Raw genomic sequence first — 26125 nt, 5'->3', positions numbered from 1 at the left:
AGGAGAAATCCCATGACCACCACCGAACCCCGGCCCTCGGAGACCCTCGATCGTTCCAAGGTGAACGTCGCCGCGGACTACCCGGCCAACCAGCAGAAGAACTTCGCCTCCCGCCCCATGACCGGCGACGAGTACATCGCCTCCATCGACGACGGTCGCGAGATCTACCTGCACGGTGAGCGAGTCAAGGACTTCACCAACCATCCGGCCTTCCGCAACTCGATCCGGATGACGGCGCGCCTCTACGACGCCCTCCACACCGGTGAGCACGTCAACACCCTCACCACCCCCACCGACACCGGCAACGGCGGCGTGACCATGCCGTTCTTCCGCACCCCGAAGTCCGCCGACGACCTGCGGGCCGACCGCGACGCCATCGCCACCTGGGCACGGCTGACCTACGGCTGGATGGGCCGCAGCCCCGACTACAAGGCGTCCTTCCTCGGCACGCTCGGCGCGAACGACGAGTTCTACTCGCCCTTCCAGGACAACGCGAAGCGCTGGTACCGCGAGTCGCAGGAGAAGGTCCTGTACTGGAACCACGCGATCATCAATCCGCCGGTCGACCGTCAGCTACCGCCGGACCAGGTCGGCGACGTGTTCATGAAGGTCGAGAAGGAGACCGACGCCGGCCTCATCGTCTCCGGCGCCAAGGTCGTCGCGACCGGCTCGGCCATCACGAACTACAACTTCATCGCTCACTACGGTCTGCCGATCAAGAAGAAGGAATTCGCGCTGATCTGCACGGTGCCGATGGACGCACCCGGCATCAAGCTCATCTCGCGCGCCTCCTACTCTCAGAACGCGAACATCGTCGGCTCCCCGTTCGACTACCCGATCTCCTCGCGGATGGACGAGAACGACGCGATCTTCATCTTCGACAAGGTGCTCGTGCCCTGGGAAAACGTCTTCATGTACGGGGACGTCGAGAAGATCAACAACTTCCTCGGTGGGTCCGGCTTCCTCCAGCGCTTCACGCTGCAGGGTTGCACGCGACTCGCGGTCAAACTCGACTTCATCGCCGGTCTCCTCATGAAGGCTCTCGACGCCACCGGCGCCGGCGGATTCCGCGGCGTGCAGACCCGTGTCGGTGAGGTCATCGGCTGGCGCAACCTGTTCTGGTCGCTCACCGACTCCATGGTGAACAACCCGGAGCCGTGGATCGACGGCACCGTAATCCCCAAGCTCGAATACGGCCTCACCTACCGCATGTTCGCGATGCAGGGCTACCCGCGCATCAAGGAGATCATCGAGCAGGACGTCGCCTCGGGCCTGATCTACCTGCCCTCGTCCGCCGCCGACTTCAAGAACCCGGACGTGCGTCCTTACCTCGACAAGTATGTCCGCGGCTCCGACGGCATCCAGGCGGTCGACCGCGTGAAGGTCATGAAGGCACTGTGGGATTCGATCGGCTCCGAGTTCGGTGGCCGCCACGAACTGTACGAACGGAACTATGCCGGCAACCACGAGAACGTCAAGGCCGAGCTGCTGTTCGCCGCCGAGAGCCGCGGTGACGTCGCCTCCATGAAGGGCTTCGCGGAGCAGTTCATGAGTGAGTACGACCTCGACGGCTGGACCGTGCCCGACCTGATCGGCAACTCCGACGTCAGCGCGTTCTACAAGTAACCGACTCCCGCGCGCGGGCGGATGATCTCCGTTCTCCTGCCCGTCCGCGCGCGGCCCCCAACATCCACCCACCGCGAAGGAGCGTCCGAGATGACCACGACCGCTTCGACCTCCGTGTCCCATCCCCCTGCACCGGAATTCGACGCGGTAGTCCTCGGACGCTCCTTCGCCTCCCAGCGGGTCTCGGCCCGGTTGCGCGACGAACTACGGCTGGCGGTCCACGAGATCGGCACCGCGAGCGCCGTCCGCTACGACGACATCGACCATCGGTGGGAGATCCTCATCTGCGGCACCGTCGTCGGCCGAGCGAAGTTCGTCGTAGACGGGCACGGCGGCCTCACACTGCAGGGCCGAGGCGGCGCCGCGCTCGAGCGCGATGCCCTGACGGTGCACGGCTTCCCGAATCTGTTCCGCCCCATCGTCAGTACGCGCACGGACTCCGTCGGGTACACGGTGTCCTGCATCGAATACATGCGCAGCAACGGTCTGGACTACGTCGAGCGGCGGCTGCGGACGCCGGTCGCGGACGACGACTACCCTGAGCTTTCGTTCGATCGGCCCACACCCATCCTCTGGTTCGGCTGAGCCGTCCGGGGAGGACGCACGAGCGGGTGACGACCACGAGGTCGTCACCCGCATACGTGCGTCCGAATCCGCATGCGTTCAGCCCCGCAGGACTTCCGTAGGGGTGACGCCGTACCGATTCCTGAAGGCGGCGGCGAAACGCCCCGGATGGCCGAAACCCCACCGGAAAGCCACATCTGCCACGGTGATTCCCCCGGCAGTAAGATCCGCGTGGGCGCGATCGAGCCGGATGTCGCGCAGACACGCGGACGGACTGCTGCCCACGTACTCGGAGAACGCCTCCTGCAACCTGCGCACACTGGTTCCGGCGATCTCCGCCATGTCGGCTGCCGTCCAGACACGACCCGGATCCTCCTGCAGAGCATTCAACACCCGCCGGACCATGCCCGGGCGGGGTGCCGGTGACATTTCGTCGGCCGGCGCGACCGCCAGGACGAAGGCCGTGGTGACCGCACCGCCGAGCTGGGCCGACACGAGAGGATTCGTGAGCACCCGGGTCGGCCCGGCGAGCTGCTCGCTCAGCGCTGCCACGAGACGGTGCCATTCCTGCGCCGACCCCCGCAGATCGAGGCGGTCGGGAAGTTCGAGGCGCGACCGCAACGGACCACCGAGAATGCGGTCCGCTTCGCGTTCGAGATGTTCTCGATCGAACTTGATTCCGAGGACCGAACATTCGGCGTCCCACCGTGTGATGAGCGACGGGGTGTCCGCGCGGAAGACTGTCGCCGAGCCGGGTTCGGAGACGACGGTGCCCGAGCGCCCCCGCGATTCGAGCCGCCCGCTCAGCGGTATGTTCACCTCGTAGGCGCCCGGATACTCGCATTCGATCGCGACGTCCGCTCCCCAGCCCATCCGACCGATCGTGACACCCCCGAGATCGGCCGAGACCAATTCGAGCTCAGGACGATCCACCTTTCCGAGGTCCGTCAATCGGTGCGGGAAGTACACGTCCGCCACGACGCGCGAGGCATCGTCCCAGTCCTCGATCTCGGGCACACTCACGCCTTCGAGACTAACCGCTTCCGAGACCTGGATCACATAGTCGCGTGATTCGTCCAGGGACCGCGCAATGTGCATCGACCGGCCCGTCGGCCGACTCGTATGGTCCTGGCCACGTCAACAACGGCCCGGCCGTCGCCGGACGGCTCCCGACCCGGAGGTACACCGATGACCAGCACCCTTTCGTGGCTCGACGAGATCACCATGGAAGAACTCGAGCGCAATCCGTACCCGGTCTACGAGCGCTTGCGCGCCGAAGCTCCGGTCGCCTTCGTGCCCGTCCTCGGCGCCTACGTAGCGTCCACGACCGAAGCGTGCCGTGCGGTCGCGGCCGGCGACGACTTCGACGGCATCATCACCCCCGCCGGTGGCCGCACCTTCGGTCATCCCGCGATCATCGGCGTCAACGACGACATCCACCGCGACCTGCGGTCGATGGTCGAACCCGCCCTCCAGCCCGCCGAGGTGGACCGCTGGATCGAGGATCTCGTCCGCCCGATCGCACGACGCTACGTCGAGGCGTTCGAGTCCGACGGCAGGGCCGATCTCGTCGCCCAGTTCTGCGAGCCGGTGAGTGTGCGGTCGCTCGGAGATCTCCTCGGACTGAAAGACGTCAGTTCGGACAAACTGCGCGAATGGTTCCACAAACTGTCGGATTCGTTCACCAACGCAGCGATGGACGAGGACGGAAACTTTCTGAACCAGGAACGTTTCGACGAGGGCGACCGCGCCAAGGAGGAGATCCGTTCCGTCGTCGACCCGCTGATCGACCACTGGATCGAGCATCCCGACGACAGCGCCATCTCGCACTGGCTGCACGACGGGATGCCCGAAGGGCAGACGCGGGACCGCGACTACATCTACCCGACGCTGTACGTCTTCCTCCTCGGCGCCATGCAGGAACCGGGACACGCCATGAGTTCCACCCTGGCAGGCCTGTTCACCCGCCCCGAACAGTTCGAAGCCGTGGTGGACGAACCGGGACTCATCCCCCGCGCGATCGCCGAAGGGATGCGCTGGACCGCCCCGATCTGGTCCGGCACCGCACGTATCGCCAAGCGCGACACCGTCGTATCAGGAATCGAGATCAGTGAAGGGTCGGTGGTCATGCTGTCCTACGGGTCGGCGAACCACGACATCGACGTGTTCGACGCCCCCAGCCGCTACGACCTGACCCGCCCGCCGCTCCCCCACCTCGCCTTCGGTGCCGGCAAGCATGCCTGCGCGGGAATCTACTTCGCGAACAACGTGAGCCGTATCGGTCTCGAAGAACTGCTCGAGACCATCCCCAATCTCGAGCGGGACACTTCCGAGGACGTCGAATTCTGGGGTTGGGGTTTCCGCGGCCCGAAGACCCTGCACGCCCGGTGGGAGATCTGACCATGCCGTACACACTGACCGCGGGCACCGGCGTCGTTCCCTGCGAACCCGGTCGGACGGTGCTGGAAGCGTTCCTGCGCAACGGCAACTGGATGCCCAACTCCTGCAACCAGGGAACCTGCGGCACCTGCAAGATCAAGGTCCTCGACGGCGAACTCGATCATCGGAACTCGCCGGAGGAGACGCTCACCGCCGACGAACTCGCGGCCGGATTCGTCCTCGCGTGCCAGGCCACCCCGCGCGGCGACGTCGCCTTCGAGACCCCCGCAACGGAGGAACCCGCCAGCACGCACGTGCTGCGCGACGTCGTCGTCACCGTCGCCGAGGTACGCGACATCGCCGCCGACACACGCAAGGTGTTGCTCACCGCCGACGAACCGCTCGAGTTCTCGGCCGGGCAGTACGTGGAGGTGACAGTTCCCGGGACCGAGATCCGACGGCAGTACTCACTCGCGAATCCGCCCTCCGAGGCCAAAGAGCTCGAACTGCACATCCGCCGGCAACCCGGTGGAGTCGCGAGCGAATGGGTCTTCGAGCGCATCGACGTGGGTGAACGCGTGACCGTCACCGGCCCGTACGGCGACTTCACCTTCGATCTGGAGGGCACCGGCCCGATCGTCCTGCTCGGCGGTGGGACGGGCCTCGCCCCGCTCGAGGCCATCGTCCGGCAGGCGCTCTCCCTCGTCCCCGACCGGCAGATCCTGCTCTACCACGGGGTCCGTACCTGCGCGGACCTGTACGATGTCGAGTTTCTCCGCGAACTGGAGACCCGTCATCACGGTTTCCGCTACATCACCTGCGTGAGCAGGGAGAGCGGCGGAGACCGCGACGGATACGTCACCGACGCCTTCCTCGAGGACGTCGCGTCCGCGAAGGAGTTCACCGGTTACATCTGCGGATCGGACGCGTTCGTCGAGGCATCAGTGAAGGCGTTCAAGCGTCGCCGCATGTCGCCGCGACGCATCCGGCGCGAACGGTTCACCCCGGCCGGCTGAATACCCTCATCCCCGTACCGCTCGTACGCACGCGCTGCTCCGGCACCGCGATGCGCACGAGCGGTACGGCCGTGTCGAGGGGTCTTTCCGCCTCCGGTCGCTCGAGGGCCTTTCGACCCCCCACCCAGGGGTCCTAGGTATCCCTAGGTATTTGCCTGGTGTGACCGTAGCCACAGGCTGTCATCGTGGAGATAACGCCGGACACATCGCGTCGAGCCGGACCGGAGAAAGACCCCGGTCACCACGAATCTTCAGTACAGGCTCGGCCGCGTCGGACACGCCCTGTCCGTCCCGGGAACGAAGCCGATACCTGGAGGATCCCATGACCGACATCGTGGAGCACGTGCGCACTCGCCTCGACGGCGCACTCGTCGAAGACCCGAGCACCGGGCGGTACCAGATCCGCCGTGACGTCTTCACCGACGAGGAGATCTTCGAACTCGAGATGAAGCACATCTTCGAGGGCAACTGGGTGTACCTCGCCCACGAGAGCCAGGTCCCGAACGTCGGTGATTACTTCACCACGTACATCGGCCGCCAGCCCGTCGTCATCAGCCGCGACAAGGAAGGCGAGCTGCACTGCCTGATCAACGCGTGCAGCCACCGCGGTGCGATGCTGTGCCGTCGCAAGACCGACAACCGCACCACGTTCACGTGCCCCTTCCACGGCTGGACGTTCCGCAACAACGGAAAGCTGCTGAAGGTCAAGGATCCCCGCGACGCCGGCTATCCCGAGCAGTTCAACACCGACGGCAGCCACGACCTGCGGAAGGTCGCTCGTTTCGAGAGCTACCGCGGTTTCCTGTTCGGCAGCCTGAATCCCGACGTCAAGTCGCTCGAGGACCACCTCGGTGACACCACGAAGATGATCGACATGCTCGTCGACCAGTCCCCCGAGGGCCTCGAGGTGCTGCGCGGTTCGTCCACCTATACCTACGACGGCAACTGGAAGCTGCAGGCCGAGAACGGCGCCGACGGTTACCACGTCTCGGCCACCCACTGGAACTATGCCGCGACCACCGCGCGCCGCACTGCCGGTGAGTCCAGCAACGAGACCAAGGCGATGGACGCCGGCACCTGGGGCAAGCAGGGCGGCGGCTACTACTCGTTCGACCACGGCCACCTGCTGCTGTGGATGTGGTGGGGCAACCCCGAGGACCGTCCGCTGTACCCGCGCAAGGACGAACTCGCGAAGGAGTTCGGCGAGAAGAAGGCCGAGTTCATGGTCGGCGCGTCGCGCAACCTGTGCCTGTACCCGAACGTGTACATCATGGACCAGTTCTCCTCGCAGATTCGGCACTTCCGCCCGATCTCCGTGGACAAGACCGAGGTGACGATCTACTGCATCGCACCGAAGGGTGAGAGCGCCGAGTCCCGCGCCAACCGGATCCGTCAGTACGAGGACTTCTTCAACGCGACCGGCATGGCCACCCCGGATGATCTCGAGGAGTTCCGCTCCTGCCAGAAGACCTACCTCGCATCGGCTGCGCCCTGGAACGACATGAGCCGCGGTGCAACCCACATTCTCAACGGACCCGACGAGGTCGCTCAGGATCTCGGCATGACGAAGGTGCTGTCGAGCGGTGTGAAGACCGAGGACGAAGGCCTGTACCCGATCCAGCACGGCTACTGGCTCGAAGCGATGCGCGAGGCCATCGCCGCCGAGAGTTCCGCCGCCGACCCGTCCGCGCTCTGAGAGGAACCGGAATCATGACTGCCGTACACGAATTCACGCAGACCGACATCGAACAGTTCCTCTACCGTGAGGCCCGACTGCTCGACGATCGCGAGTTCGAGCAGTGGCTCGAGTGCTACCACCCCGATGCCGAGTACTGGATGCCGGCCTGGGACGACGACGGTGCTCTCACCGAGAACCCGCAGACCGAGATCTCGCTGATCTACTACCCGAATCGCGGCGGCCTCGAGGACCGGGTGTTCCGCATCCGCACCGACCGTTCGTCGGCGACCTCGCTGCCCGAACCCCGCACGGGACACAACATCACCAACGTCGAGATCCTCGAGCGTCGCGGCACCGAAATCGATCTGCGGCACAACTGGTTCTCGTTGTACTTCCGCTACAACACCACCGACACCTACTTCGGGACCACCTTCCTCACCCTCGATGTCTCGGGCGCACAGCCGGTGATCAAGAAGAAGAAGATCGTCCTGAAGAACGACTACATCCACCACATCGTCGACGTCTACGTCGTCTAGTTCCACCCCGATCACGAAAGGAGGCACGTGCCATGGCTTACCAGGTGGCATTGAGCTTCGAGGACGGGGTCACCCGCTTCATCAAGGTCAACCCGAACGAGACCGTCGCCGACGCCTCGTACAAGGCACGCATCAACATTCCGCTCGACTGCCGCGACGGCGCGTGCGGAACCTGCAAGGCCTTCTGCGAATCGGGCAGCTACGACGGCGGCGACTACATCGAGGACGCCCTCACCGACGAAGAGGCCGAGCAGGGTTACTGCCTGCCGTGCCAGATGATGCCGGAATCCGATCTGGTGGTGCAGATCGCGAGCACCTCCGATGTCGCGAAGACCGCGGCCGCCTCGTACAGCGCGACCATCACGGATCTGCGCCGTTACTCCGAGAGCGTCGTCGGGTTCACCGTCGAGATCGACAACCGTGACGATCTGGTGTTCCTGCCCGGTCAGTACGTCAACATCGGCGTGCCCGGCAGCGACGACGGCACCGGTAAGCCGGCGACCCGCTCGTACTCGTTCAGCACCGGCCCGCACGAGAATTCGCTCGCGTTCCTCGTGAAGATCACCGAGGGCGGTCTGATGTCCGAGTACCTGCGCGACCGCGCGCAGGTCGGCGATACCCTGGAGTTCACCGGCCCATTCGGCAGCTTCTTCCTGCGCGAGCGCAAGCGCCCGTCGCTGCTGCTCGCCGGCGGTACCGGCCTGGCGCCGCTGCTGTCGATCCTGTCGAAGATCGAGGCCGACGGCTCGGACCAGCCGGTGCACCTGATCTACGGTGTCACCTTCGATCACGATCTCGTCGAACTCGACGCGCTCGAGGAGTACACGAAGCGGCTGCCGAACTTCACGTTCGACTACTGCGTCGCCGACGAAGCGTCGTCCGCCCCGAACAAGGGATACGTGACGGGTCTGTTCGAGCCGTCGCATCTCAACGACGGTGATGTGGACATCTACCTGTGCGGTCCGCCGCCCATGGTGGAGGCGGTGCGTAACCACCTGTCCGAGAACGGTATCGAGCCGACGAATTTCTACTTCGAGAAGTTCAACACCTCGGCCACCCCGGGTGGGGCAACCGCACCCGCTGCCACCGACGCCGAGAAGGCCGCGGCGGAGAAGGCTGCCGCCGAGACCGGTCGTCCGGTGGTGCTCCAGAACCCCGAGCCCGGCAATTACGAGATCGGCGAGGAGCATCCGCCCGTCGCCGAATCGGACGAGCAGTTCGACGCCCGCATGGCCCTCGAACTCGGGGTCGTCGAACTCACGATCGGCCGGCTCACGCCGGAGCAGCTCGTCGAGTTCCGCATCCTCGCCGAGGCGTCCGGCGCGTCGGTCGAAGGCGACCACTTCACCGACGCCGCGGCGTTCACCGACACCAATGCGGCCTTCCACGAGTTCCTCTTCCGCTGCTGCACCAACCCGGTGCTGCTCGAGGCCTACAACAAGCTCGAGGTCACCCGGTTGATGAAGCAGGTCCTGCGCGACGCGCAGTGGATCGAGGAGCACATCGTCGACGAGCACCTGCAGCTCGTCGAGGCGTTCGAGAAGGGCGACAAGGCCGCCGCGCGCGACCTGATCGTCGTCCACTCGCAGCACGCCAAGGAGACGATGCGTCGCGCCATCGCCAGCGGTGCCCCAGCAGGTGTCTCCTCATGATCGAAACGAAGATCTTCCCGGGCCGGTTCGACGGACGGTGCCTGACGATCACCGGCGCCGCGCAGGGCATCGGTCTCACGGTGGCGACCCGCATCGCCGCCGAGGGCGGTGAGGTCGTGCTCGTCGACCGCGCGGATCTCGTCCACGAGGTGGCCGAGCAGCTGCGCGAGGCGGGCGGCAAGGCGCATTCGGTGACGGCGGATCTCGAGACCTTCGAGGGCGCGGAGGAGGCGATCTCCCACGCCGTCCGCACCACCGGCCGCATCGACGTGCTGATCAACGTCGTCGGCGGCACGATCTGGGCCAAGCCGTACGAGCACTATGCGCCGGAGGAGATCGAGAAGGAGATCCGGCGGTCGCTGTTCCCCACTCTGTGGACGTGTCGCGCCGCCGCTCCCCATCTGATCGAGCGACGCGCCGGCACGATCGTGAACGTCTCGTCGGTCGCGACCCGCGGCGTCAACCGCGTGCCGTATTCGGCGGCGAAGGGTGGGGTCAACGCGATCACCGCGTCGCTCGCCCTCGAACTCGCCCCCTACGGGGTCCGCGTGGTGGCGACCGCCCCGGGCGGCACCGTCGCTCCCGAGCGGCGGATCGCGCGCGGTCCGTCGCCGCAGTCCGAGCAGGAGAAGGCCTGGTACCAGCAGATCGTGGACCAGACCGTCGATTCCTCCCTGCTCAAGCGGTACGGCACGCTCGACGAGCAGGCCGCCGCGATCTGTTTCCTGGCCTCCGAGGAGGCCTCCTACATCACCGGCACGGTTCTTCCCGTCGCCGGCGGCGATCTGGGCTGACCGCCCCTCGCTCGGCCTCACCGGAGGCGCCAGTCCCCCCGGTGAGGCCACTTTTCTCCCCGAATCCTCTTGTGACTCCACCCACAGACCGGAGCAACGCATGCCCCACGCCACGCAGACCTGGGCCAGTCCACAACATCGGCGCAGCGTCATCTGGATCGTCGCGCTCGCCACCCTCGCGATCATCTTCGACGGCTACGACCTCGTCGTGTACGGCACCGTCCTTCCGACCCTGATGGCCGATCCGACCCAGCTCGGGGAGATCTCTGCCCAGCAGGGTGGTGCCCTCGGCTCCTACGCGCTCATCGGCGTCATGGTCGGCGCGCTGCTGACCGGTGCGTTCGGTGACCGCGTCGGCCGCCGGAAGATGATGTTGATCAACATCGTCTGGTTCTCCGTCGGCATGGGTGCGGCGGCCTTCTCCACGAGCATCACGATGTTCGGCGCGCTCCGCTTCTTCACCGGCATCGGCGTCGGCGGTCTCGTCGCCACCGCCGGAGCCGTGGTCGCCGAGTTCGCTCCGCCCGGCAAGCGCAACCTGTTCAACGCCATCGTCTACAGCGGTGTCCCCGCCGGCGGTGTGATGGCCTCGCTGCTCGCGATCCTGCTGCGCGACGCGATCGGCTGGCGCGGACTGTTCCTCATCGGCGCGTTGCCGCTGCTCATCCTGCTCCCGCTGGCACTGATGAAGCTTCCCGAGTCGCCCGCCTGGCTGCAGTCGCGGGGACGCTCCGACGAGGCGCAGCGTGTGTGCGAGAAGTTCGGTTTCCCGCTGCCGTCCGCAGCACCTGTCGCTTCCACCGAGAAGATCGGTTTCGCGGCACTCGCGACCCGCAAGTACGCCCTCGGTACGGGACTGCTCGGCATGATGAGCTTCGCCGGTCTGCTGCTCACCTACGGCCTCAACACCTGGCTGCCGAAGATCATGGCCGACGCCGGTTACAACGCCAACGGCTCGCTCGCCTTCCTCCTCGTCCTCAACGGCGGCGCCATCCTCGGCGGCCTGCTCGCCTCGAAGGTCGCCGACGGCCGCGGACCGCAGTCCGTCATCGTCACCACCTTCTTCCTCGCGGCCGTGGCCCTCGTGCTGCTCACGCTCGGTTTCCCGCTGCCGGTGCTGCTCACCGCCGTCGCGATCGCCGGTACGGGCACGATCGGCACCCAGGTGCTCATCTACGGATTCGTGTCCAACTACTACGACACCCCCGCCCGCGCCGCGGGCGTGGCGTGGTGCGCCGGCTTCGGCCGCCTGGGCGGCATCGTCGGCCCGGTCATCGGAGGTCTGCTCATCGGCGCGGGCTTCGCGAACAACGTGAACTTCTACATCTTCGCGGGTATCGCGCTCGCCGGTGGTCTGGTCACGTGGTTCGTGCCCCGCCCGGTCCAGTCCGTCTTGCCGGTCCGCAGTTCCGATCGCCCCGTGCCGACTACCGTGGATGTGTGACGGACAACGTTGTGCTGATCGGCCGGAACTCCGAGTTGTTGCAACTCGAACGCCTCCTCGACGAAGCCCGCGCGGGTGTCCCCTCGCTGGTCCTCGTCGAGGGGGCGTCCGGCGTCGGAAAATCCTCCCTCGTTTCGCATTTCGTCGCTCGCCACGACGACCTCGCCGTACACGACGCGACCGGGGCCCGCTGGGAAGCCGGCCATCCGTGGTCCGTGCTCGAACAGCTGCTCGGTGACACCGTCACGGCGGGCGACCCGGTGGAGGCGGCACGCACGCTCCTCGACCGGATCGACGACGCGACGGTGATCGTCGTCGACGACGCGCACTACGCGGATGCCGAGTCGTTGCAGTCGCTGTCGTCGTCGCTGAAGCGAGCGCACGGACGTCCCCTGCTCATGATCTGGATCGTGCCCGACGTGCTTCCCGACGATGTCGCCCCGGCGACCGCCGACCTCCTCTCGAACAGCCACCGCGTGGACACCCTCCACGTCGGCGCGCTGGCGCCCCCGGATGTCGCGCAACTCGCACTGCATCGCATCGGCGTCGACCTGTCCGCGTGGACGGCGCGTCGCCTGCAGGAACACACGCTCGGGAACACCCGCTCGATCCTGCAGCTTCTCGACGAGATCCCTCGCGACGAATGGCACCGCTGGCAGGCGCGTTTCCCAGCACCGAGACAACACGCGGGGAAAGTGGGTCGCATCCTTGCCCGGTGTTCACCGGACACGCGCGCGCTCGTCGAATCGGTCGCCGTCCTGGACACCTCCGCGACACGGGGAGCCACCGAATCCCTCGCGCTCGTCGCCGAACTCGCCGAGGTCGGCGACACGACCGGGCCGCTCGACGAGGCCCACCGGCTCGGTCTGCTCACGATGCGTGAACAGCGGGGCGTGGTGTCGTTGTCGTTCCCCGATCCCATGACCCGCGCCGCCGTGGCCGACGAGATCGGCCCGGCCCGCTGGCACAGCCTGCACGCGCGGGCCGCTTCGCTCGTCGACGACGAGGGCGCCCGGTTGTTCCACCTGGTGTCCGCGACACCGACCGGAAACGAGGCACTCGCCGCCGACCTCGACGCTTACGCCCGGAGATGCGCCGCCGACGGCGCCTGGTCCCAAGCGGCCGAAGCGCTCATCACCGCGAGCCGTATCACTCTCGACCGAGAACTACGGACCCGCAGGATGATCCGCGGTGTCGACGCACTGACCGGTGCGGCCGACCTGCCCCAGGCCCAGACGTTCGTCCCCGAGATCGAGAGCGTGCCGAGCGGACCGATGCGCAACGCCGTGCTCGGCTATCTCGCGATCCAGCGGGGGCGGGCCGCGGAAGCGCACCACCTTCTCACCGAGGCGTGGTCGATGCTCGACGATCCGGAATCCGAACCCGAACTCGCCGCGACGATCTCGCAACGCATGGTGTTGCATTCGTTGGCACGGCTGCGCGGCGACGATCTTGTCCTGTGGGCCGATCGTGCCGCGGACACCCTCCCCGAGACGGCTCCACCCGTCGTCGAGTCCCGGGCCATCCGCGGACTCGGGCTGGCGATGACCGGTCGCGTCGATGAGGCCGTCGAGTCGTATTCGGCTCTGTCCGATGTCATCCGGCTCGGAGCGCAGAGCCAGCGCATCCGCATGGCCGAGGGGTGGCTCGCATTGGTGCTCGACCGGCCCGATCTCGCCCGGACCGAACTCGAGGCGGCCGAACCGACCATCTTCCGCGGCGGGTCGCTGCGCATCTCGCTGTGGGCGCAGGCCTGGCTCGCGCGAACACAATTCGCGCTCGGTGCGTGGTCCGACGCGCTGCGCACCGTCGATCGCGCGGCGGCGCAGCTCGACGCGACACAACTCGATCTGCTCCGACCGCTCGTCCACTGGACCGGCGCCCAGGTCCAGGCGCTGCGCGGGAACTGGACCGCGGCACGGGAACACGCCCACCGTGCCCGCGCCGGGAACAACGACTACCCGCTCATGCTCGTACCGGCCTGCCTGTGCCTGGCGCAGTGCGCCGAGGTGGTCTCCGACTACACGAGCGTGTTGCGCTATCTGGAACCGATCGTCACCATGCGCGAGCGGGGCGCGGTCGACGAACCCGGCCACTGGCCGTGGCCGGATCTCTACGGCAACGCCCTCGTGATCACCGGACGCGTCGACGAAGCGGACGAATTCCTGCGGCCGCACGAGGAACTCGCCGCCGAACGCGGTCACCGCTCCGCCAAGGCCCGCCTCGGTTACGTGCGCGGTCGCATCCTCGGAGCCCGCGGCGACGTCGACGCCGCCCGCGACGCTTTCGAACACGCACTCGACGAGATCGACACGCTGCCACTGCCCTACGACCGTGCACGCATCAACTTCGCGTACGGCCAGACGATGCGCCGCGCGGGGCGTCGCCGCGACGCCGACGCGGTGATCCGCACCGCCCGTGAGCTGTACGCGTCGCTCGGCGCCGTCTCGTACGTGGAACGTTGCGACCGGGAACTCAAGGCCGGTGGTCTTCGTATCGGCGACGGCGAGACCGAGACCCCGCGTTCGGATTTCACAACCCTCACTCCGCAGGAACGCGCCGTGGCCACACTCGTCGCGTCGGGCCGCACCAACAAGGAAGTCGCCGGTGAGCTGTTCCTGTCCGTCAAGACCGTGCAGTACCACCTGACCCGCGTGTACTCGAAGTTCGGCATCCGCTCGCGCAGCGAGCTCGCCGCGAAGTTCCGACAACAGGATCGAGGTTGACCATTGACCGCCGTGGACGATCGCCCCACCGCCGAGACCGATCTGTTCGAACGCCCCGTGCGTCCCGTCGTCGGACCGCGCGGGATACTCCGGGATCTCGGCCCACGATACGCCGCGAACGGCTTGATCGGACTCGTCTTCTCGTGCACCGGACCGGTCGCCGTGATCCTCGCCGCCGGCGCCGCGGGCGGGCTGAGCGCACCGCAGTTGGCGTCGTGGATCTTCGGGGTGTTCGCCCTCAACGGGCTGCTCACCATCGTAATGAGCGTCGCCTACCGGCAACCGCTCGGGTTCTTCTGGACCATCCCCGGCACCGTGCTGGTCGGCGGATCGCTCACCCACCTGAGCTGGGCGGAGGTGGTCGGCGCATTCTTCGTGACAGCGGCCCTCGTGACGGTGCTGGGGGCCTCGGGACTGGTGCGCCGAGTGATGGAAGCGTTGCCGATGCCCATCGTCATGGCGATGGTCGCGGGGGTGTTCCTGAAGTTCGGCATCGATCTGGTTTCGGCGCTCGGTGCCGACGTCGCCATCGCCGCACCGATGGTGATCGTCTTCCTCCTGCTCAGTTCCGTTGCGGTCCTCGGTAAGTGGATGCCTCCCATCCTCGGCGCCCTGCTCGCCGGGGTGGGCGCGGTCGCGCTGTCGGGCCGGTTCTCACCGTCCGGGACCGACAGCGCGGTCTTCGCCGCACCGGTGTTCACCGCCCCGCAGTTCACGTGGTCGGCGATCCTCGAACTCGTCGTGCCGCTCGCGATCACCGTGCTGGTCGTGCAGAACGGGCAAGGCATCGCGGTGCTGCGCTCGGCCGGGCACAATCCGCCCGTCAACGTCTCGGCGATCGCGTGCGGACTGTGGTCCTTCCTTGCCGCGTGCGTCGGCGCCGTGTCGACCTGTCTGACCGGACCGACCAACGCGCTGCTCGTGTCGTCGGGCGAACGGTCCCGTCAGTACACCGCGGCGATCACATGCGGGACGCTGGCGATCGTCTTCGGACTGTTCGCGCCGCTGTTCGTCCGGTGGATGATCGCCGCGCCCGCCTCGTTCGTCGCGACTCTCGGCGGCCTGGCGATGCTCAAAGCGTTGCAGGGCGCCTTCGTGGCCGGGTTCGCGAGCAAGCACACCATGGGTGCGCTCGTCGCGTTCGTGGTCACCGCCTCGAACATCACCGTCTGGAACATCGGCGCGGCGTTCTGGGGGCTCGTCGCGGGTGTGGCCGTGTCGTGGCTGATGGAGCGTCCGGACTTCAGCCGCTGACCCCGACCCCGACGTACTCGGAGAGATGCTCGCCGGTGAGCGTCGACCGCTCCTTCACGAGTTCGCTGGGGGTGCCCTCGAAGACGATGCGTCCACCGTCGTGGCCGGCGCCGGGACCGAGGTCGATGATCCAGTCGCCGTGGGCCATCACGGCCTGGTGGTGTTCGATGACGATCACCGACTTGCCGGACTCGACGAGCCGGTCGAGCAGACCGAGCAGCTGTTCGACGTCGGCGAGGTGCAGGCCCGTGGTGGGTTCGTCGAGGATGTAGGTCTCCCCCTTCTCTGCCATCGCGGTGGCGAGCTTGAGCCGCTGCCGCTCACCGCCCGACAGGGTGGTCAGGGGCTGGCCGAGCCGCAGATAGCCGAGGCCGACGTCGGACAGTCGCTGCAGGATCTTCGACGCCGCCGGGGTGCGTGCCTCGCCGTCGGCGAAGTACTCCTGGGCCTGCGCGACGGACATGGCGAGCACCTCGGCGATGTTCTTCCCCGCCAGGGTGTAGTCGAGCACGGCGGTCTGGAAGCGCTTGCCCTCGCAGTCCTCGCAAACCGATTCGACGGTGGCCATCACCCCGAGGTCGGTGTAGACGACACCGGCGCCGTTGCAGGTCGGGCAGGCGCCCTCGGAGTTGGAACTGAACAGGGCCGGCTTGACACCGTTGGCCTTCGCGAACGCCTTGCGGATCGGTTCGAGAAGACCCGTGTAGGTCGCGGGGTTGCTGCGACGCGAGCCCTTGATGGGGCTCTGGTCGATCGTGACCACGCCATCGCCGTCGGCCACCGAACCGTGGATCAGCGAACTCTTGCCCGATCCGGCCACGCCGGTCACCACGACGAGCACGCCGAGCGGGATATCGACGTCGACGTTCTGCAGGTTGTGCGTGTCTGCGCCGCGGACCTTCAGGGCTCCGCTCGGGGTGCGCACCGTCGGTTTCAGCGACGCCCGGTCGTCGAGGTGACGACCGGTGAGGGTGTCGGCACGCCGCAGTTCGTCGACGGTGCCCTCGAAGACCACCTGTCCGCCCTCGGTGCCGGCGCGCGGGCCGAGATCGACGATGTGGTCGGCGATCGCGATGGCCTCGGGTTTGTGTTCGACGACGAGCACGGTGTTGCCCTTGTCGCGCAGTTGCAGCAGCAGGTTGTTCATCCGCGCGATGTCGTGCGGGTGCATGCCGATCGTCGGTTCGTCGAAGACGTAGGTGATATCGGTCAGCGACGATCCGAGATGGCGGATCATCTTGATGCGCTGCGATTCTCCGCCGGACAGGGTGCCGGTGGGACGATCCAGCGACAGATATCCCAGCCCGATGTCCGCGAAGGAGTCGAGCAGATGACAAAGGTTTTTCAGCAGCGGGGCAACTTGCGGAAGATCCAGTCCGCGCACCCATTCGGCGAGATCGCTGATCTGCATCGCGCACACGTCCGCGATGCTCCTGCCGTCGATCTTCGACGACCGCGCCTCGGGGGCGAGACGCGTCCCTTCACAGTCCGGGCATGTGGAGAAGACGACGGCCTTCTCGACGAACGCACGGATGTGCGGTTGCATCGCGTCGAGATCCTTGGACAGGAACGACTTCTGGATCTTCGGGATCAGGCCCTCGAAGGTGACGTTGACGCCCTCCACCTTGATCTTGGTGGCTTCCTTGTAGAGCAGGTCGTGGAGTTGCCGCTTGGTGAACTTCGCGATCGGCTTGTCGGGATCGAAGAAGCCGCAGCCGCGGTAGATCCGGCCGTACCAGCCGTCCATGCTGTAGCCGGGGATCTTCAGGGCGCCCTCGTTGAGGGAGAGACCGTCGTCGTAGAGCACGGTCAGGTCGAAATCGGAGATGTTGCCCTTGCCCTCGCATCGCGGGCACATGCCGCCGAGCCGGTTGAAGGTCACCTTCTCGGCCTGGGTCTTCCCCGCGCCCCTCTCCACCGTCACCGCACCACTGGCCCGCACCGACGGCACGTTGAACGAGTAGGCGTTGGGCGGACCGATGTGCGGCTCCGCAACCCGGCTGAACAGGATGCGAAGCATCGCGTTGGCATCGGTGGCGGTGCCCACCGTCGAGCGCGGATTCGATCCCATCCGTTCCTGGCCGACGATGATCGCCGCGGTGATGCCGTCGAGCACGTCGACGTCCGGGCGGGCCAGGGTCGGCATGAATCCCTGCACGAACGCGCTGTACGTCTCGTTGATCAGGCGCTGCGACTCGGCGGCGATCGTGCTGAACACCAGCGAACTCTTGCCCGAGCCGGAGACACCGGTGAACACCGTCAATCGCCGCTTGGGGATCTCCACGCTGATGTCGCGGAGATTGTTCACGCGCGCTCCGTGAACCCGGATCGCATCGTGGGTGTCGGCGACGTGCGCTGCATGTGCCGGTGTGTCCTTCGTCGAGGTCATGTTCGAAGACTCCAGTGGTCGTACGGATGCGGGGCGGAACGGGTGCGACGATCGGAGAGTAAGGCCGATCGTGGGATCGGTCAGCGCAATTGCTGGATGCGGACCATGTTTCCCGCGGGGTCGCGGAGAGCGCAGTCGCGGACGCCGTACGGCTGGTCGGTGGGTTCCTGAACAATCTCGGTGTCGCCGGCCTGCAGTTGCTCGAACGCCCCGTCGAGATCCTTCGTCGCGAGGATGATCGACGCGAAGGTGCCCTTGGCCATCATCTCGGCGATGGTGGCGTTCTCCTCCTCCGTGATGCCGGGGTCGGCGTCCGGCGGGTACAGCACCAGGGACGTGCCGGGAGTGCCGCTGCGGCCGAGGGTGATCCATCGCTTCCCGGCGTAGCCGACATCGTTGAGGACCTCGAAGCCGAGGGTGTCGCGGTAGAACGCGAGGGACGCCTCGGGATCGGTGTGCGGAAGGAATGTCTGGTGAATGGTGATGTCCATGCCGATCACGGTATGACCGGCGGACCCGTCCGCGCTTCTCGATTCCTGATCGGTCTGGTGACATTCTTCGCCACGCACGACGGGATGCCGTTCGTCTCCTCGGCCGCCTGCTTGCGGTACACGCTCGGGGGCACGCCGACGAGTTCCGTGAACCGGGTACTGAAGGTGCCGAGCGACGAACAGCCCGCCTCGAAGCACACCTCGGTGACGGTGAGGTCGCCGCGTCGCAGCAACGTCATGGCCCGCTCGATGCGCCGGGTCATGAGATACGAATAGGGCGACTCGCCGTACGCGAGCCTGAACTGGCGGCTGAGATGGCCGGCCGACATGTTCACGCCGCGGGCGAGGGCCTCGACGTCGAGGGGCTGGGCGTACTCGCGGTCGATGCGGTCGCGGACGCGGCGCAGCAACGCGAGGTCGCGCAGACGCTGATCGGTGACGGGTTTACCGGGCACGGGTCCGATCGTGCCACGATGCGCCGCCTCGATCCTGTCGTCGTGCGCCTCCACAGCACATCCGCCCCGCGAGGATCCCGGAACCACAAACCGGACCCGCCGGGCCCGGAAAACTGACACTCTGTCGATACCTGCTCGTACGGACGAAAGGTCACCGATGGCTCGTGCGGTTCGCGTCGTCGTTCTCGGATCGGGATCGTGGGGAACCACGATCGCGTCGTTGGCCGCACGCAACACCCCGACGACGTTGTGGGCCCGCAACGACGACATCGCGCGTGAGATCGACACCGAGCACCGCAACCGTCGATATCTCGGCGAACGGCCACTGCCGCAGGGCCTGCGCGCGACCTCCGATCTCGAAGAGGCCGCCCGCGAAGCCGACGTCCTGGTAATCGGTGTGCCGTCGCATGCAGTGCGCAAGACACTCGAGCAGGTCGTCGACGAGATCCGCGCGTGGGTTCCGGTCGTCTCGCTCGTGAAGGGCCTCGAGCCGGGCACCCGCCTGCGGCCCACCGAGGTGATCGCCGAATGCCTTCCGGGGCACCCCGTCGGGCTGCTCGCGGGTCCGAACATCGCCGGGGAGATCGCCGACGGCATGGCCGCCGCGTCGGTGGTCGCGATGCAGGACGAAGCGGTGAGTGCGGCGCTGCAACCGCTGTTCGCCACGTCGTTGTTCCGCGTCTATCGCAACACCGACGTGCTCGGCTGCGAACTGGGCGGGATCCTCAAGAACATCGTGGCGATCGCGGCCGGCATGGCCGAAGGGCTCAGCGTCGGCGACAACACCCGCGCGATGGTCCTCGCCCGCGGGCTGGCGGAGATGACGCGTCTCGGTGAGGCCATGGGTGCGGATCCGCGCACGTTCGCGGGCCTCACGGGGATGGGTGATCTCATCGCGACGTGCACGAGTCCGTCGTCGCGGAACCGCCGGGTCGGTGAGGCGCTGGCGCGCGGGCTCAGCATCGACGAGGCCGTCGAGGCGCTGGGGCAGGTCGCCGAAGGGGTGAAGACCGCGCCGACGGTCATGGAACTCGCCCGCGAGTACGGGGTGGAGATGCCGATCGCCGCCGAGGTCGCGGCCGTGGTGACCGGGAAGAGCACCCCCACCGATGCCTATCGGGGGCTGCGCCGGGTCACACCCGGCGACGAGAGGGACATCGTCTGACCTTCTCTACCGCTTTCTCGGACGGATCGTAGAAAGCCGAATAGTCGCCTGTCGTGTGCTCCCGACCGGCTGAACGAACGCTCGGTGAAGTGATGTGCCATCGTGGTGACATGACTTCTGCCGCCGACACGCTGTCGTCCCTGCTCGACACCCGTTTCAGCTGCCGCGCCTTCCTGACGAAACAGGTCCCGCGCGAGGACATCGAACGCATGCTGCAGATGGGTCAGCGCACCGCGTCCTGGTGCAACTCCCAACCCTGGCAGGTGCACATCGTCAGCGGCGACGCCACCAACCGCCTGCGCGACGCCGTCTACGCGCAGGCCACCTCGGGGAACATGGATCCCGACATCCCGGGACCCGCCGAATACCGCGGCGCCTATGCCGAGCGTCGCCGCGGCGCCGGCTACGCCCTGTACAACGCGCTGGGCATCGCCCGCGACGACTACCAGCGCCGCACCGAGCAGATGCTCGAGAACTACCGCTTCTTCGGCGCACCGCACGTCGCGATCATCACCTCCGACAAGGCCCTCGGCGTGTACGGCGCCGTCGACTGCGGTGGCTACGTCTCGACCCTGCTGCTCGCCGCCGAGTCGCTCGGCATCGCCGCCGTCCCGCAGGCCGCCGTCGCGATGACGGCCACCGCGCTGCGACGCGAACTGAACATCGGCGACGACCGCGACATCGTCTGCGCCATCTCGTTCGGTTACACCGACGAGGCGCACCCGGCCAATGCGTGTCGCACGAATCGCGCGTCGCTCGACGAGACCGTCGAGTGGGTCGACTGAACTTTCGATCGCCCCGGCCGGGTCAGTCGTTCTGGGCGCGCAGGTACCGCCCGAAGTGCGGAACGGTGAACCCGATGAACCCGCGCTCGGCGGAATAGATCAGGCCCTTCTTGATCAATCCGTCGCGCGCAGGTGACAGGGAGGCAGGCTTCCGTCCGAGTTCGACGGCGATCTTCGAGGTCGCGACAGGCCCGTCGTCGCCCGCCAGATCCGCCATGGCCCGCATGTATTCGCGTTCGGCGGGGGTCGCCCGTTCGTAGCGGGAGCCGAAGAAGCCGACGGCGAGTTCCTCTTCCGCAGACGGTGCCGCGACCCGCACGTCGTCGGCGGTGATCGGCGAATCCGCTGCGACGTCCCAGGTCGCCTTACCATAGGCCTGCACGAAATACGGGTAGCCGTCGGCGGTTTCGTACAGCAGGTCGAGGGCGTCCTGCGTGAACTCGACGTCCTCTCGTGCCGCAGGCGCGATGAGCGCGAGATCCGCTGCCGCACGGTCGAGCCGGTCGATGCGGTGGTAGGTGAACAGCCGCTCGGAGTAGGACTTCGACGCCGACAGCACCGCGGGCAGGTGCGGCAGACCGGCCCCGACGACGATGAGCGGCGCGGCGTCCTGGCTCAGCTCGTGGCAGGCCCCGCAGATCGCTGAGACGTCGTCGGAGCCGAGGTCCTGCATCTCGTCGATGAACAATGCGATGCCCACGCCCACGTCGCGTGCGAGTCCTGCTGCGTCGACAAGCAGTTCGACGAGGTCGATCTCGATGTCGCCCGAGTCGGCCCGCCCTTTCACTGCCGGAGCATCGATGCCGGGTTGCCAGCGTTCGCGCATGCCCTTGTCGGCGGTAGCCCGCAGCGCGAACGACTTGAGCACCCCGAGGAAGTACTCCACCGATTCCGGATCCGGATGCGCGGCGGCGATCTCGCGGACCGCCATGTGCAGCGCCGACGACAGGGGGCGTCGCAGTCCTTGATCGGGACGGGCCTCGATCTTGCCGGTGCCCCAGCTCTTCGCGATGGCGGCGGAGCGCAGATGGTTGAGAAGGACGGTCTTGCCGACACCGCGGAGGCCGGTGAGGACGACGCTGCGTTCGGGTCGTTCCCGGGCGATCCGTTCGAGGACCACCTCGAACGCGGTGAGTTGCTTCTCGCGGCCGGCGAGCTCGGGCGGGCGCTGTCCCGCGCCCGGGGCGTACGGGTTGCGGACAGGATCCATCCGTCGATGCTAACGGCGAACTCATCGGATTCTGAGCTCATCTAGTGCGTGTCGTAGACGGCCGTATTCGCGTATGTCCGAGCTCGAAACCGCAGTTGTTGTCGACATTTCGGCGATTTCTCGACAACAACTGCAACCTCGGCCGCCCGGAGCGACATGCACGCATGCGCATTTCAGACTTTGACATTCATTTTCGATAGTGGCTATTTCTTTCCCCATGACAACGCTCTCCCGCTACGGCGGCGCCGCCCTCACCGTCGTCGCTGCGACCTTCGCCGCCGCCTGCGGCGGTACGACCGAGGCCGACACCACTGCGGCCGACACCCCCGAGATGACGACCTCCGCCGCCGCTTCCGAAGTGGCGACGGCGCAGCCGCGCCTCGCCCTGACCTACGACGGCGGCGTCCTCGTCGTCGAGGAAGAAGAACTCACCGTCGTCGACGACTTCGCACTCGACGGTTTCAACCGCCTCTCCCCTGCCGGCGACGGACGCCACGTGCTGATCTCCACCGAAGGCGGATTCCGCGTGCTCGACACCGGCAGCTGGACGGAAGCCCACGGCGACCACGGTCACCATTACGCCGACGCACCCACGCTCACCGACCTGACGTTCGCCGCCGAGAAGCCCGGACACGTCGTGCCGCACGCCGGGGTCACCGCCCTGTTCGACGACGGCACCGGACGCATCGACGTGTTCGACCCCGCCGATCTCGCCTCGGCGACCGACCTGCCGGATCTCGACAGTCGCGCGCTCCCCGAGGCCCACCACGGCGTGGCCGTCCCGATGCCCGACGGCGGCATGCTCGTCACCCTCGGCGATTCCGAGGATCGGACCGGTGTAGCGCTGCTCGACGAGAACGGCACCGAGATCACGCGCACCGAACAATGCCCGGGTGTGCACGGTGAGACGGTCGCGGCCGACGGGGTCGTCGCCTTCGGATGCGAGGACGGCATGGTGATCTTCCGCGACGGAACGTTCACAAAGGCGCCGGTGCCCGACCCCTACGGCCGGATCGGGAACCAGGCCGGCAGCGAGGACTCGCCCGTCGTCCTCGGCGACTACAAGACCGATCCCGACGCCGAGCTCGAGCGGCCCGAGCGCGTCGCGCTCGTGGACACCCGCACGGCGTCGGTGCGTCTCGTCGACCTCGGTACGAGTTACACCTTCCGCTCCCTCGGTCGCGGACCGGCAGGGGAAGCACTCGTTCTCGGCACCGACGGCAACCTCCACGTGATCGATCCCGACTCCGGCGAGATCGTCCGGCGGATCGAGGTGCTCGAGCCGTGGACCGAGCCCGACGAGTGGCAGGCACCTCGGCCCGCACTCGAGGTGCGGGGCGATACGGCGTTCGTCACCGATCCCGCCACCGATTCCCTGTACGCGGTGGACGTGACCTCGGGTGAGATCCGCTCTGCCGAACTGCCGCACACCCCGAACGAGATCAGCGGCGTCGCCTGACCCCGCTACCGGAGTATTCGGCTTTCTAGTTATGGAGCTAGAAAGCCGAATAGTCCCCTCGCATCCGGCCGGTCGAAATCCTTCCGCAACGTGATCCGCCTCACTCTTCAAGTTCGCGAAACGGATATCCCGACCAAAACGGTTGGGGAGGCGATACTCTCGTCGCCTGATCCCGAAGACAACGATTGTGTAACGTGGCGACGCACCTGTTTCCTACCGGGAGGTACCGCCCGTGCTGTTGACCGAAGTCCGTACCCGACCTGTTCGATCCTTGTTGATCGCTATCGGTCTGACGGTCTCGGCGCTGGCAGTCGCGGGATACCTGCGCGACGCGCTGAACGAGTACCTCATGGATCTCGACGTCTTCCGCGATGCCGGCTGGGCCTTCCTGCACCACACCCCGCTGTACACCGAGGGGTTCTTCAGCCATTCCGGTTTCCGGTTCATCTACCCACCCTTCGCGGCGTTCCTCTTCGCCCCGATGGCGTTGGTGGGCAGCACCGCCCTGCAGGTGTTGTGGACGATCGGACTCATCGCTCTCGTGTGGTGGGTGCTCAAGGTCGTCTACCAGCGACTCGACATGTCGCAGCCGAGCCTGATCGCAGCCGCGTCGCTCGGACCGGTGCTGTGGCTCGAGCCGTTCCGCTCCAACTTCACGTTCGGCCAGATCAACATCGTGCTCATGGCACTGGTGGTCGCCGACCTGCTCGGTGTGATCCCGAAGCGCTTCCGCGGTGTCGGCATCGCGCTGGCCGCCGCCATCAAGGTGACCCCGGCCGCCTTCGGCCTGATCTTCCTGCTGCGCCGCGACTGGCCGTCGGCATTCCGCGCGCTGAGCGCCTTTGCCGCGACCGTCGCGTTCGGCTACTGGCTGCGCCCCGATTCGACCGTCTACTTCTGGACCACGGAGTTCTTCGCGACCGACCGCGCCGGCGACCCGTCGTTCTTCCGCAACCAGGCGCTCACCGGTCTCATCGCCCGTTTCGACTTCTCCGACGGCACCGCCAAGGCGCTGTGGCTGGCCGGTGCCCTGGTCGTCGTGGCCGGTACCGCGTGGGCCGCCTACCGCTTCCTGCGTGCCGACGAGCCCGTGGTCGCGGTGGCCCTGGTGGGCCTGGCGTCGCTGCTCGCCGCTCCGATCGCCGTCACCCACCACTGGGTGTACGCGCTGTTCCTCGTGCCGCTGCTCGTCGCGCCGGCCTACCGCCGCTGGTGGCCCGTGCTGGGGCCCGCCACCGTGGTCTTCCTCATCGGACCCAACCACCTGCTGCGTGAGGCGTCCTCCGGCGGCTGGGTCGAGCAGTTGCTCCTCGAAGTCCTCGGGACCTCGCAGTGCCTGGCCGCGATCGCAGTCTTCGTCGCCGCGATGGTCGCCGCGCGCCATCGTCGCCCCGGTGCCGAGAACGCCGTCGAGCGCGAGGAGACCGTCGCCGCGCCGGCTCAGGTCCAGAACGCCGACGCGACGAGATAGAGACCCGTCCCGACAACGGTGCTCAGCGCGGCGTTGCGTCGCCACAGATGCACCGCGATCGTGCCCGCGAGACCGACGGTCGCGGGTAGCCAGGTCGACTCCCCCACGTCACGCAGTGTGTACATCACCAGGATCACCATGACGCCCGCGGGCATCGTACGGCCCAGGAAATCGACGAAGGCGGAGTTCTTCAGCGCCGACAACGCGAGGAACGGCGCCGCGCGCAACGCGACCGTCACGACGAACATCACCGCCAGAGCGCCGAGGACATATCCGGCGCCGGGCACCGACTCAGGCACGGGCCACCTTGTTCCGGTAGACGAACCGCACGAACAGGCACACCACGAACAACCCGAGCCCGACGACGAGCATCTGGCTTTTCGCGACCAGCAATGCGACGAGACCGCAGACCAGCGCGAGCACCGGCGCCGGCACGTCGCGGTTGGCGCGGAAGGCATCGATCGCAAGCACCGCGAACAGTGCCGTGAGGGCAAACTCGAGTCCGGCGAGCCCGTCGGGGAGCACTGCCCCGATCAACGCGCCGATCGTGCCCGACACGACCCACATCAGCTGGCAGAGCACCTGGACCGTGAGGATGCGGGTACCCGAGAGCGGCTCACGTGCCTTGGGGGCGACGATCGCGTACGACTCGTCGGTGAGCGCATAGACGCCGTAGAGACGCCCGAGCCGGCTGCGGATGCGGTGCAGCGGGAACGACAGGCCGTAGAAGACGTGCCGGAAGTTCACCAGCAGCGTCGCCGCGGCGACCGAGGCGAGCGGCGTGACCGCCGCGATCAGACCGATCGCGAGGAACTCCATCGACCCCGCGTAGATGACGGTGGAGAAGATCGGCGCCCACCACCATTCGAACCCGCCCTGGGTGAGAACCACACCGAACGCGAGCCCCAGCGGGATCAGTCCCAGCCCGACGGCCCAAGAGTCCTCGATACCCGCGCGGATCTCGAGGGTACGACGGTCGGGCATGCTCATCAGGCTATCGCCGGGCCGGAAGTCTCGGCGCCCGGCCCGGA

The 26125-nt window shown here is 67.1% G+C and carries 22 protein-coding genes; 15 read left to right on the top strand and 7 right to left on the bottom strand.

All coding sequences use genetic code 11. The annotated features are described in order from the left end of the window. Positions 1–12 precede the first annotated feature (12 nt). The gene (locus BO226_RS21470; RefSeq protein ID WP_071936006.1) at positions 13–1626 is read left to right on the top strand and encodes a 4-hydroxyphenylacetate 3-hydroxylase family protein; all 1614 of its coding nucleotides are present in this window, start codon (positions 13–15) and stop codon (positions 1624–1626) included. 90 nt (positions 1627–1716) lie between these two features. Continuing rightward, the gene (locus tag BO226_RS21465; protein ID WP_064256509.1) at positions 1717–2211 is read left to right on the top strand and encodes a hypothetical protein; all 495 of its coding nucleotides are present in this window, start codon (positions 1717–1719) and stop codon (positions 2209–2211) included. Between the two features lie 78 nt (positions 2212–2289). Here BO226_RS21465 and BO226_RS21460 read toward each other — a convergent pair whose 3' ends face one another. After that, complete coding sequence (locus BO226_RS21460) at positions 2290–3213, bottom strand: AraC family transcriptional regulator (protein WP_085989312.1); 924 nt, start codon at positions 3211–3213, stop codon at positions 2290–2292. A gap of 165 nt (positions 3214–3378) precedes the next feature. Here BO226_RS21460 and BO226_RS21455 point away from each other — a divergent pair, with 165 nt between their 5' ends. From BO226_RS21455 to BO226_RS21415, 9 genes are all read left to right on the top strand, one after another. Further along, positions 3379–4590 carry a cytochrome P450 gene (locus tag BO226_RS21455; RefSeq protein ID WP_024102362.1) on the top strand — a complete coding sequence of 404 codons (1212 nt, stop codon included), beginning with the start codon at positions 3379–3381 and terminating at the stop codon, positions 4588–4590. Positions 4591–4592: 2 nt separating this feature from the next. Continuing rightward, positions 4593–5585 carry a 2Fe-2S iron-sulfur cluster-binding protein gene (locus BO226_RS21450; RefSeq protein WP_024102363.1) on the top strand — a complete coding sequence of 331 codons (993 nt, stop codon included), beginning with the start codon at positions 4593–4595 and terminating at the stop codon, positions 5583–5585. Between the two features lie 322 nt (positions 5586–5907). Continuing rightward, complete coding sequence (benA, locus tag BO226_RS21445) at positions 5908–7281, top strand: benzoate 1,2-dioxygenase large subunit (protein ID WP_006553156.1); 1374 nt, start codon at positions 5908–5910, stop codon at positions 7279–7281. A gap of 14 nt (positions 7282–7295) precedes the next feature. Continuing rightward, positions 7296–7799 (top strand): benzoate 1,2-dioxygenase small subunit, encoded by a 504-nt coding sequence (gene benB / locus BO226_RS21440; protein WP_006553155.1) that lies wholly within the window; start codon positions 7296–7298, stop codon positions 7797–7799. Positions 7800–7831: 32 nt separating this feature from the next. Next, positions 7832–9451 carry a benzoate 1,2-dioxygenase electron transfer component BenC gene (benC, locus tag BO226_RS21435; RefSeq protein ID WP_071936005.1) on the top strand — a complete coding sequence of 540 codons (1620 nt, stop codon included), beginning with the start codon at positions 7832–7834 and terminating at the stop codon, positions 9449–9451. Then, positions 9448–10245 carry a 1,6-dihydroxycyclohexa-2,4-diene-1-carboxylate dehydrogenase gene (locus BO226_RS21430; RefSeq protein ID WP_006553153.1) on the top strand — a complete coding sequence of 266 codons (798 nt, stop codon included), beginning with the start codon at positions 9448–9450 and terminating at the stop codon, positions 10243–10245. The genes benC and BO226_RS21430 overlap by 4 nt, the downstream gene beginning before the upstream one ends. 100 nt (positions 10246–10345) lie before the next feature. Then, positions 10346–11689, top strand: coding sequence for an MFS transporter (locus BO226_RS21425; protein ID WP_071936004.1), 1344 nt, complete (start codon positions 10346–10348; stop codon positions 11687–11689). Then, entirely contained in the window at positions 11686–14415 is a 2730-nt protein-coding gene (locus BO226_RS21420; RefSeq protein ID WP_071936003.1) for a LuxR family transcriptional regulator, read from the top strand. The genes BO226_RS21425 and BO226_RS21420 overlap by 4 nt, the downstream gene beginning before the upstream one ends. Positions 14416–14427: 12 nt before the next feature. Continuing rightward, positions 14428–15669, top strand: a complete 1242-nt coding sequence (locus tag BO226_RS21415) for a benzoate/H(+) symporter BenE family transporter (RefSeq protein ID WP_006553150.1) — start codon at positions 14428–14430, stop codon at positions 15667–15669. On the opposite strand, the gene BO226_RS21410 is transcribed toward BO226_RS21415, so the two are convergent. The 3 genes from BO226_RS21410 to BO226_RS21400 form a co-directional block, all read right to left on the bottom strand. Then, positions 15659–18058: an ATP-binding cassette domain-containing protein gene (locus BO226_RS21410; protein ID WP_071936002.1), complete on the bottom strand. Its 2400-nt coding sequence runs from the start codon at positions 18056–18058 to the stop codon at positions 15659–15661. The genes BO226_RS21415 and BO226_RS21410 overlap by 11 nt on opposite strands. 80 nt (positions 18059–18138) lie before the next feature. Continuing rightward, complete coding sequence (locus BO226_RS21405) at positions 18139–18549, bottom strand: VOC family protein (RefSeq protein WP_198040581.1); 411 nt, start codon at positions 18547–18549, stop codon at positions 18139–18141. Between the two features lie 5 nt (positions 18550–18554). Next, positions 18555–19004: a helix-turn-helix transcriptional regulator gene (locus BO226_RS21400; RefSeq protein ID WP_071936525.1), complete on the bottom strand. Its 450-nt coding sequence runs from the start codon at positions 19002–19004 to the stop codon at positions 18555–18557. 157 nt (positions 19005–19161) lie between these two features. On the opposite strand from BO226_RS21400, the gene BO226_RS21395 reads away from it, so the two are divergent. Together BO226_RS21395 and BO226_RS21390 are read left to right on the top strand one after the other, a co-directional pair. After that, entirely contained in the window at positions 19162–20169 is a 1008-nt protein-coding gene (locus BO226_RS21395; protein ID WP_006553146.1) for an NAD(P)H-dependent glycerol-3-phosphate dehydrogenase, read from the top strand. 110 nt (positions 20170–20279) lie between these two features. Further along, complete coding sequence (locus BO226_RS21390) at positions 20280–20954, top strand: nitroreductase (protein WP_041803487.1); 675 nt, start codon at positions 20280–20282, stop codon at positions 20952–20954. Between the two features lie 22 nt (positions 20955–20976). Here BO226_RS21390 and BO226_RS21385 read toward each other — a convergent pair whose 3' ends face one another. Further along, entirely contained in the window at positions 20977–22164 is a 1188-nt protein-coding gene (locus BO226_RS21385) for an ATP-binding protein (RefSeq protein ID WP_071936000.1), read from the bottom strand. Between the two features lie 217 nt (positions 22165–22381). Here BO226_RS21385 and aztD point away from each other — a divergent pair, with 217 nt between their 5' ends. Continuing rightward, a complete protein-coding gene (aztD, locus tag BO226_RS21380; RefSeq protein WP_071935999.1) occupies positions 22382–23623 on the top strand; it encodes a zinc metallochaperone AztD in 1242 nt (413 codons plus the stop codon). A 232-nt stretch (positions 23624–23855) separates the two neighbouring features. Next, on the top strand, positions 23856–25094 hold the full coding sequence (locus BO226_RS21375; RefSeq protein ID WP_024102374.1) for a glycosyltransferase 87 family protein: 1239 nt from the start codon (positions 23856–23858) through the stop codon (positions 25092–25094). Here BO226_RS21375 and BO226_RS21370 read toward each other — a convergent pair. Further along, entirely contained in the window at positions 25064–25393 is a 330-nt protein-coding gene (locus BO226_RS21370; protein WP_059382666.1) for a branched-chain amino acid transporter permease, read from the bottom strand. The two genes, BO226_RS21375 and BO226_RS21370, sit on opposite strands and share 31 nt — an antisense overlap. Beyond that, the gene (locus BO226_RS21365; protein WP_071935998.1) at positions 25386–26084 is read right to left on the bottom strand and encodes an AzlC family ABC transporter permease; all 699 of its coding nucleotides are present in this window, start codon (positions 26082–26084) and stop codon (positions 25386–25388) included. The genes BO226_RS21370 and BO226_RS21365 overlap by 8 nt, the downstream gene beginning before the upstream one ends. Positions 26085–26125 lie beyond the last annotated feature (41 nt).

The organism is Rhodococcus sp. 2G, from assembly GCF_001886355.1.
Classification (GTDB): domain Bacteria; phylum Actinomycetota; class Actinomycetes; order Mycobacteriales; family Mycobacteriaceae; genus Rhodococcus; species Rhodococcus pyridinivorans.
The sequence above is the reverse complement of the archived record's forward strand: the minus strand, read 5'-3'. Positions and strand labels throughout refer to the sequence as shown.

Excerpts from the sequence above, each read along its gene's own strand:
- BO226_RS21385 (WP_071936000.1), bottom strand. The coding sequence starts at position 22,164 with ATGGATCCTGTCCGCAACCCGTACGCCCCGGGCGCGGGACAGCGCCCG.
- BO226_RS21405 (WP_198040581.1), bottom strand. The coding sequence starts at position 18,549 with ATGGACATCACCATTCACCAGACATTCCTTCCGCACACCGATCCCGAG.
- BO226_RS21425 (WP_071936004.1), top strand. The coding sequence starts at position 10,346 with ATGCCCCACGCCACGCAGACCTGGGCCAGTCCACAACATCGGCGCAGC.
- benB (WP_006553155.1), top strand. The coding sequence starts at position 7,296 with ATGACTGCCGTACACGAATTCACGCAGACCGACATCGAACAGTTCCTC.
- BO226_RS21365 (WP_071935998.1), bottom strand. The coding sequence starts at position 26,084 with ATGAGCATGCCCGACCGTCGTACCCTCGAGATCCGCGCGGGTATCGAG.
- BO226_RS21470 (WP_071936006.1), top strand. The coding sequence starts at position 13 with ATGACCACCACCGAACCCCGGCCCTCGGAGACCCTCGATCGTTCCAAG.
- benA (WP_006553156.1), top strand. The coding sequence starts at position 5,908 with ATGACCGACATCGTGGAGCACGTGCGCACTCGCCTCGACGGCGCACTC.
- BO226_RS21410 (WP_071936002.1), bottom strand. The coding sequence starts at position 18,058 with ATGACCTCGACGAAGGACACACCGGCACATGCAGCGCACGTCGCCGAC.
- BO226_RS21465 (WP_064256509.1), top strand. The coding sequence starts at position 1,717 with ATGACCACGACCGCTTCGACCTCCGTGTCCCATCCCCCTGCACCGGAA.
- BO226_RS21455 (WP_024102362.1), top strand. The coding sequence starts at position 3,379 with ATGACCAGCACCCTTTCGTGGCTCGACGAGATCACCATGGAAGAACTC.
- BO226_RS21450 (WP_024102363.1), top strand. The coding sequence starts at position 4,593 with ATGCCGTACACACTGACCGCGGGCACCGGCGTCGTTCCCTGCGAACCC.
- BO226_RS21395 (WP_006553146.1), top strand. The coding sequence starts at position 19,162 with ATGGCTCGTGCGGTTCGCGTCGTCGTTCTCGGATCGGGATCGTGGGGA.
- aztD (WP_071935999.1), top strand. The coding sequence starts at position 22,382 with ATGACAACGCTCTCCCGCTACGGCGGCGCCGCCCTCACCGTCGTCGCT.
- BO226_RS21390 (WP_041803487.1), top strand. The coding sequence starts at position 20,280 with ATGACTTCTGCCGCCGACACGCTGTCGTCCCTGCTCGACACCCGTTTC.
- BO226_RS21430 (WP_006553153.1), top strand. The coding sequence starts at position 9,448 with ATGATCGAAACGAAGATCTTCCCGGGCCGGTTCGACGGACGGTGCCTG.
- benC (WP_071936005.1), top strand. The coding sequence starts at position 7,832 with ATGGCTTACCAGGTGGCATTGAGCTTCGAGGACGGGGTCACCCGCTTC.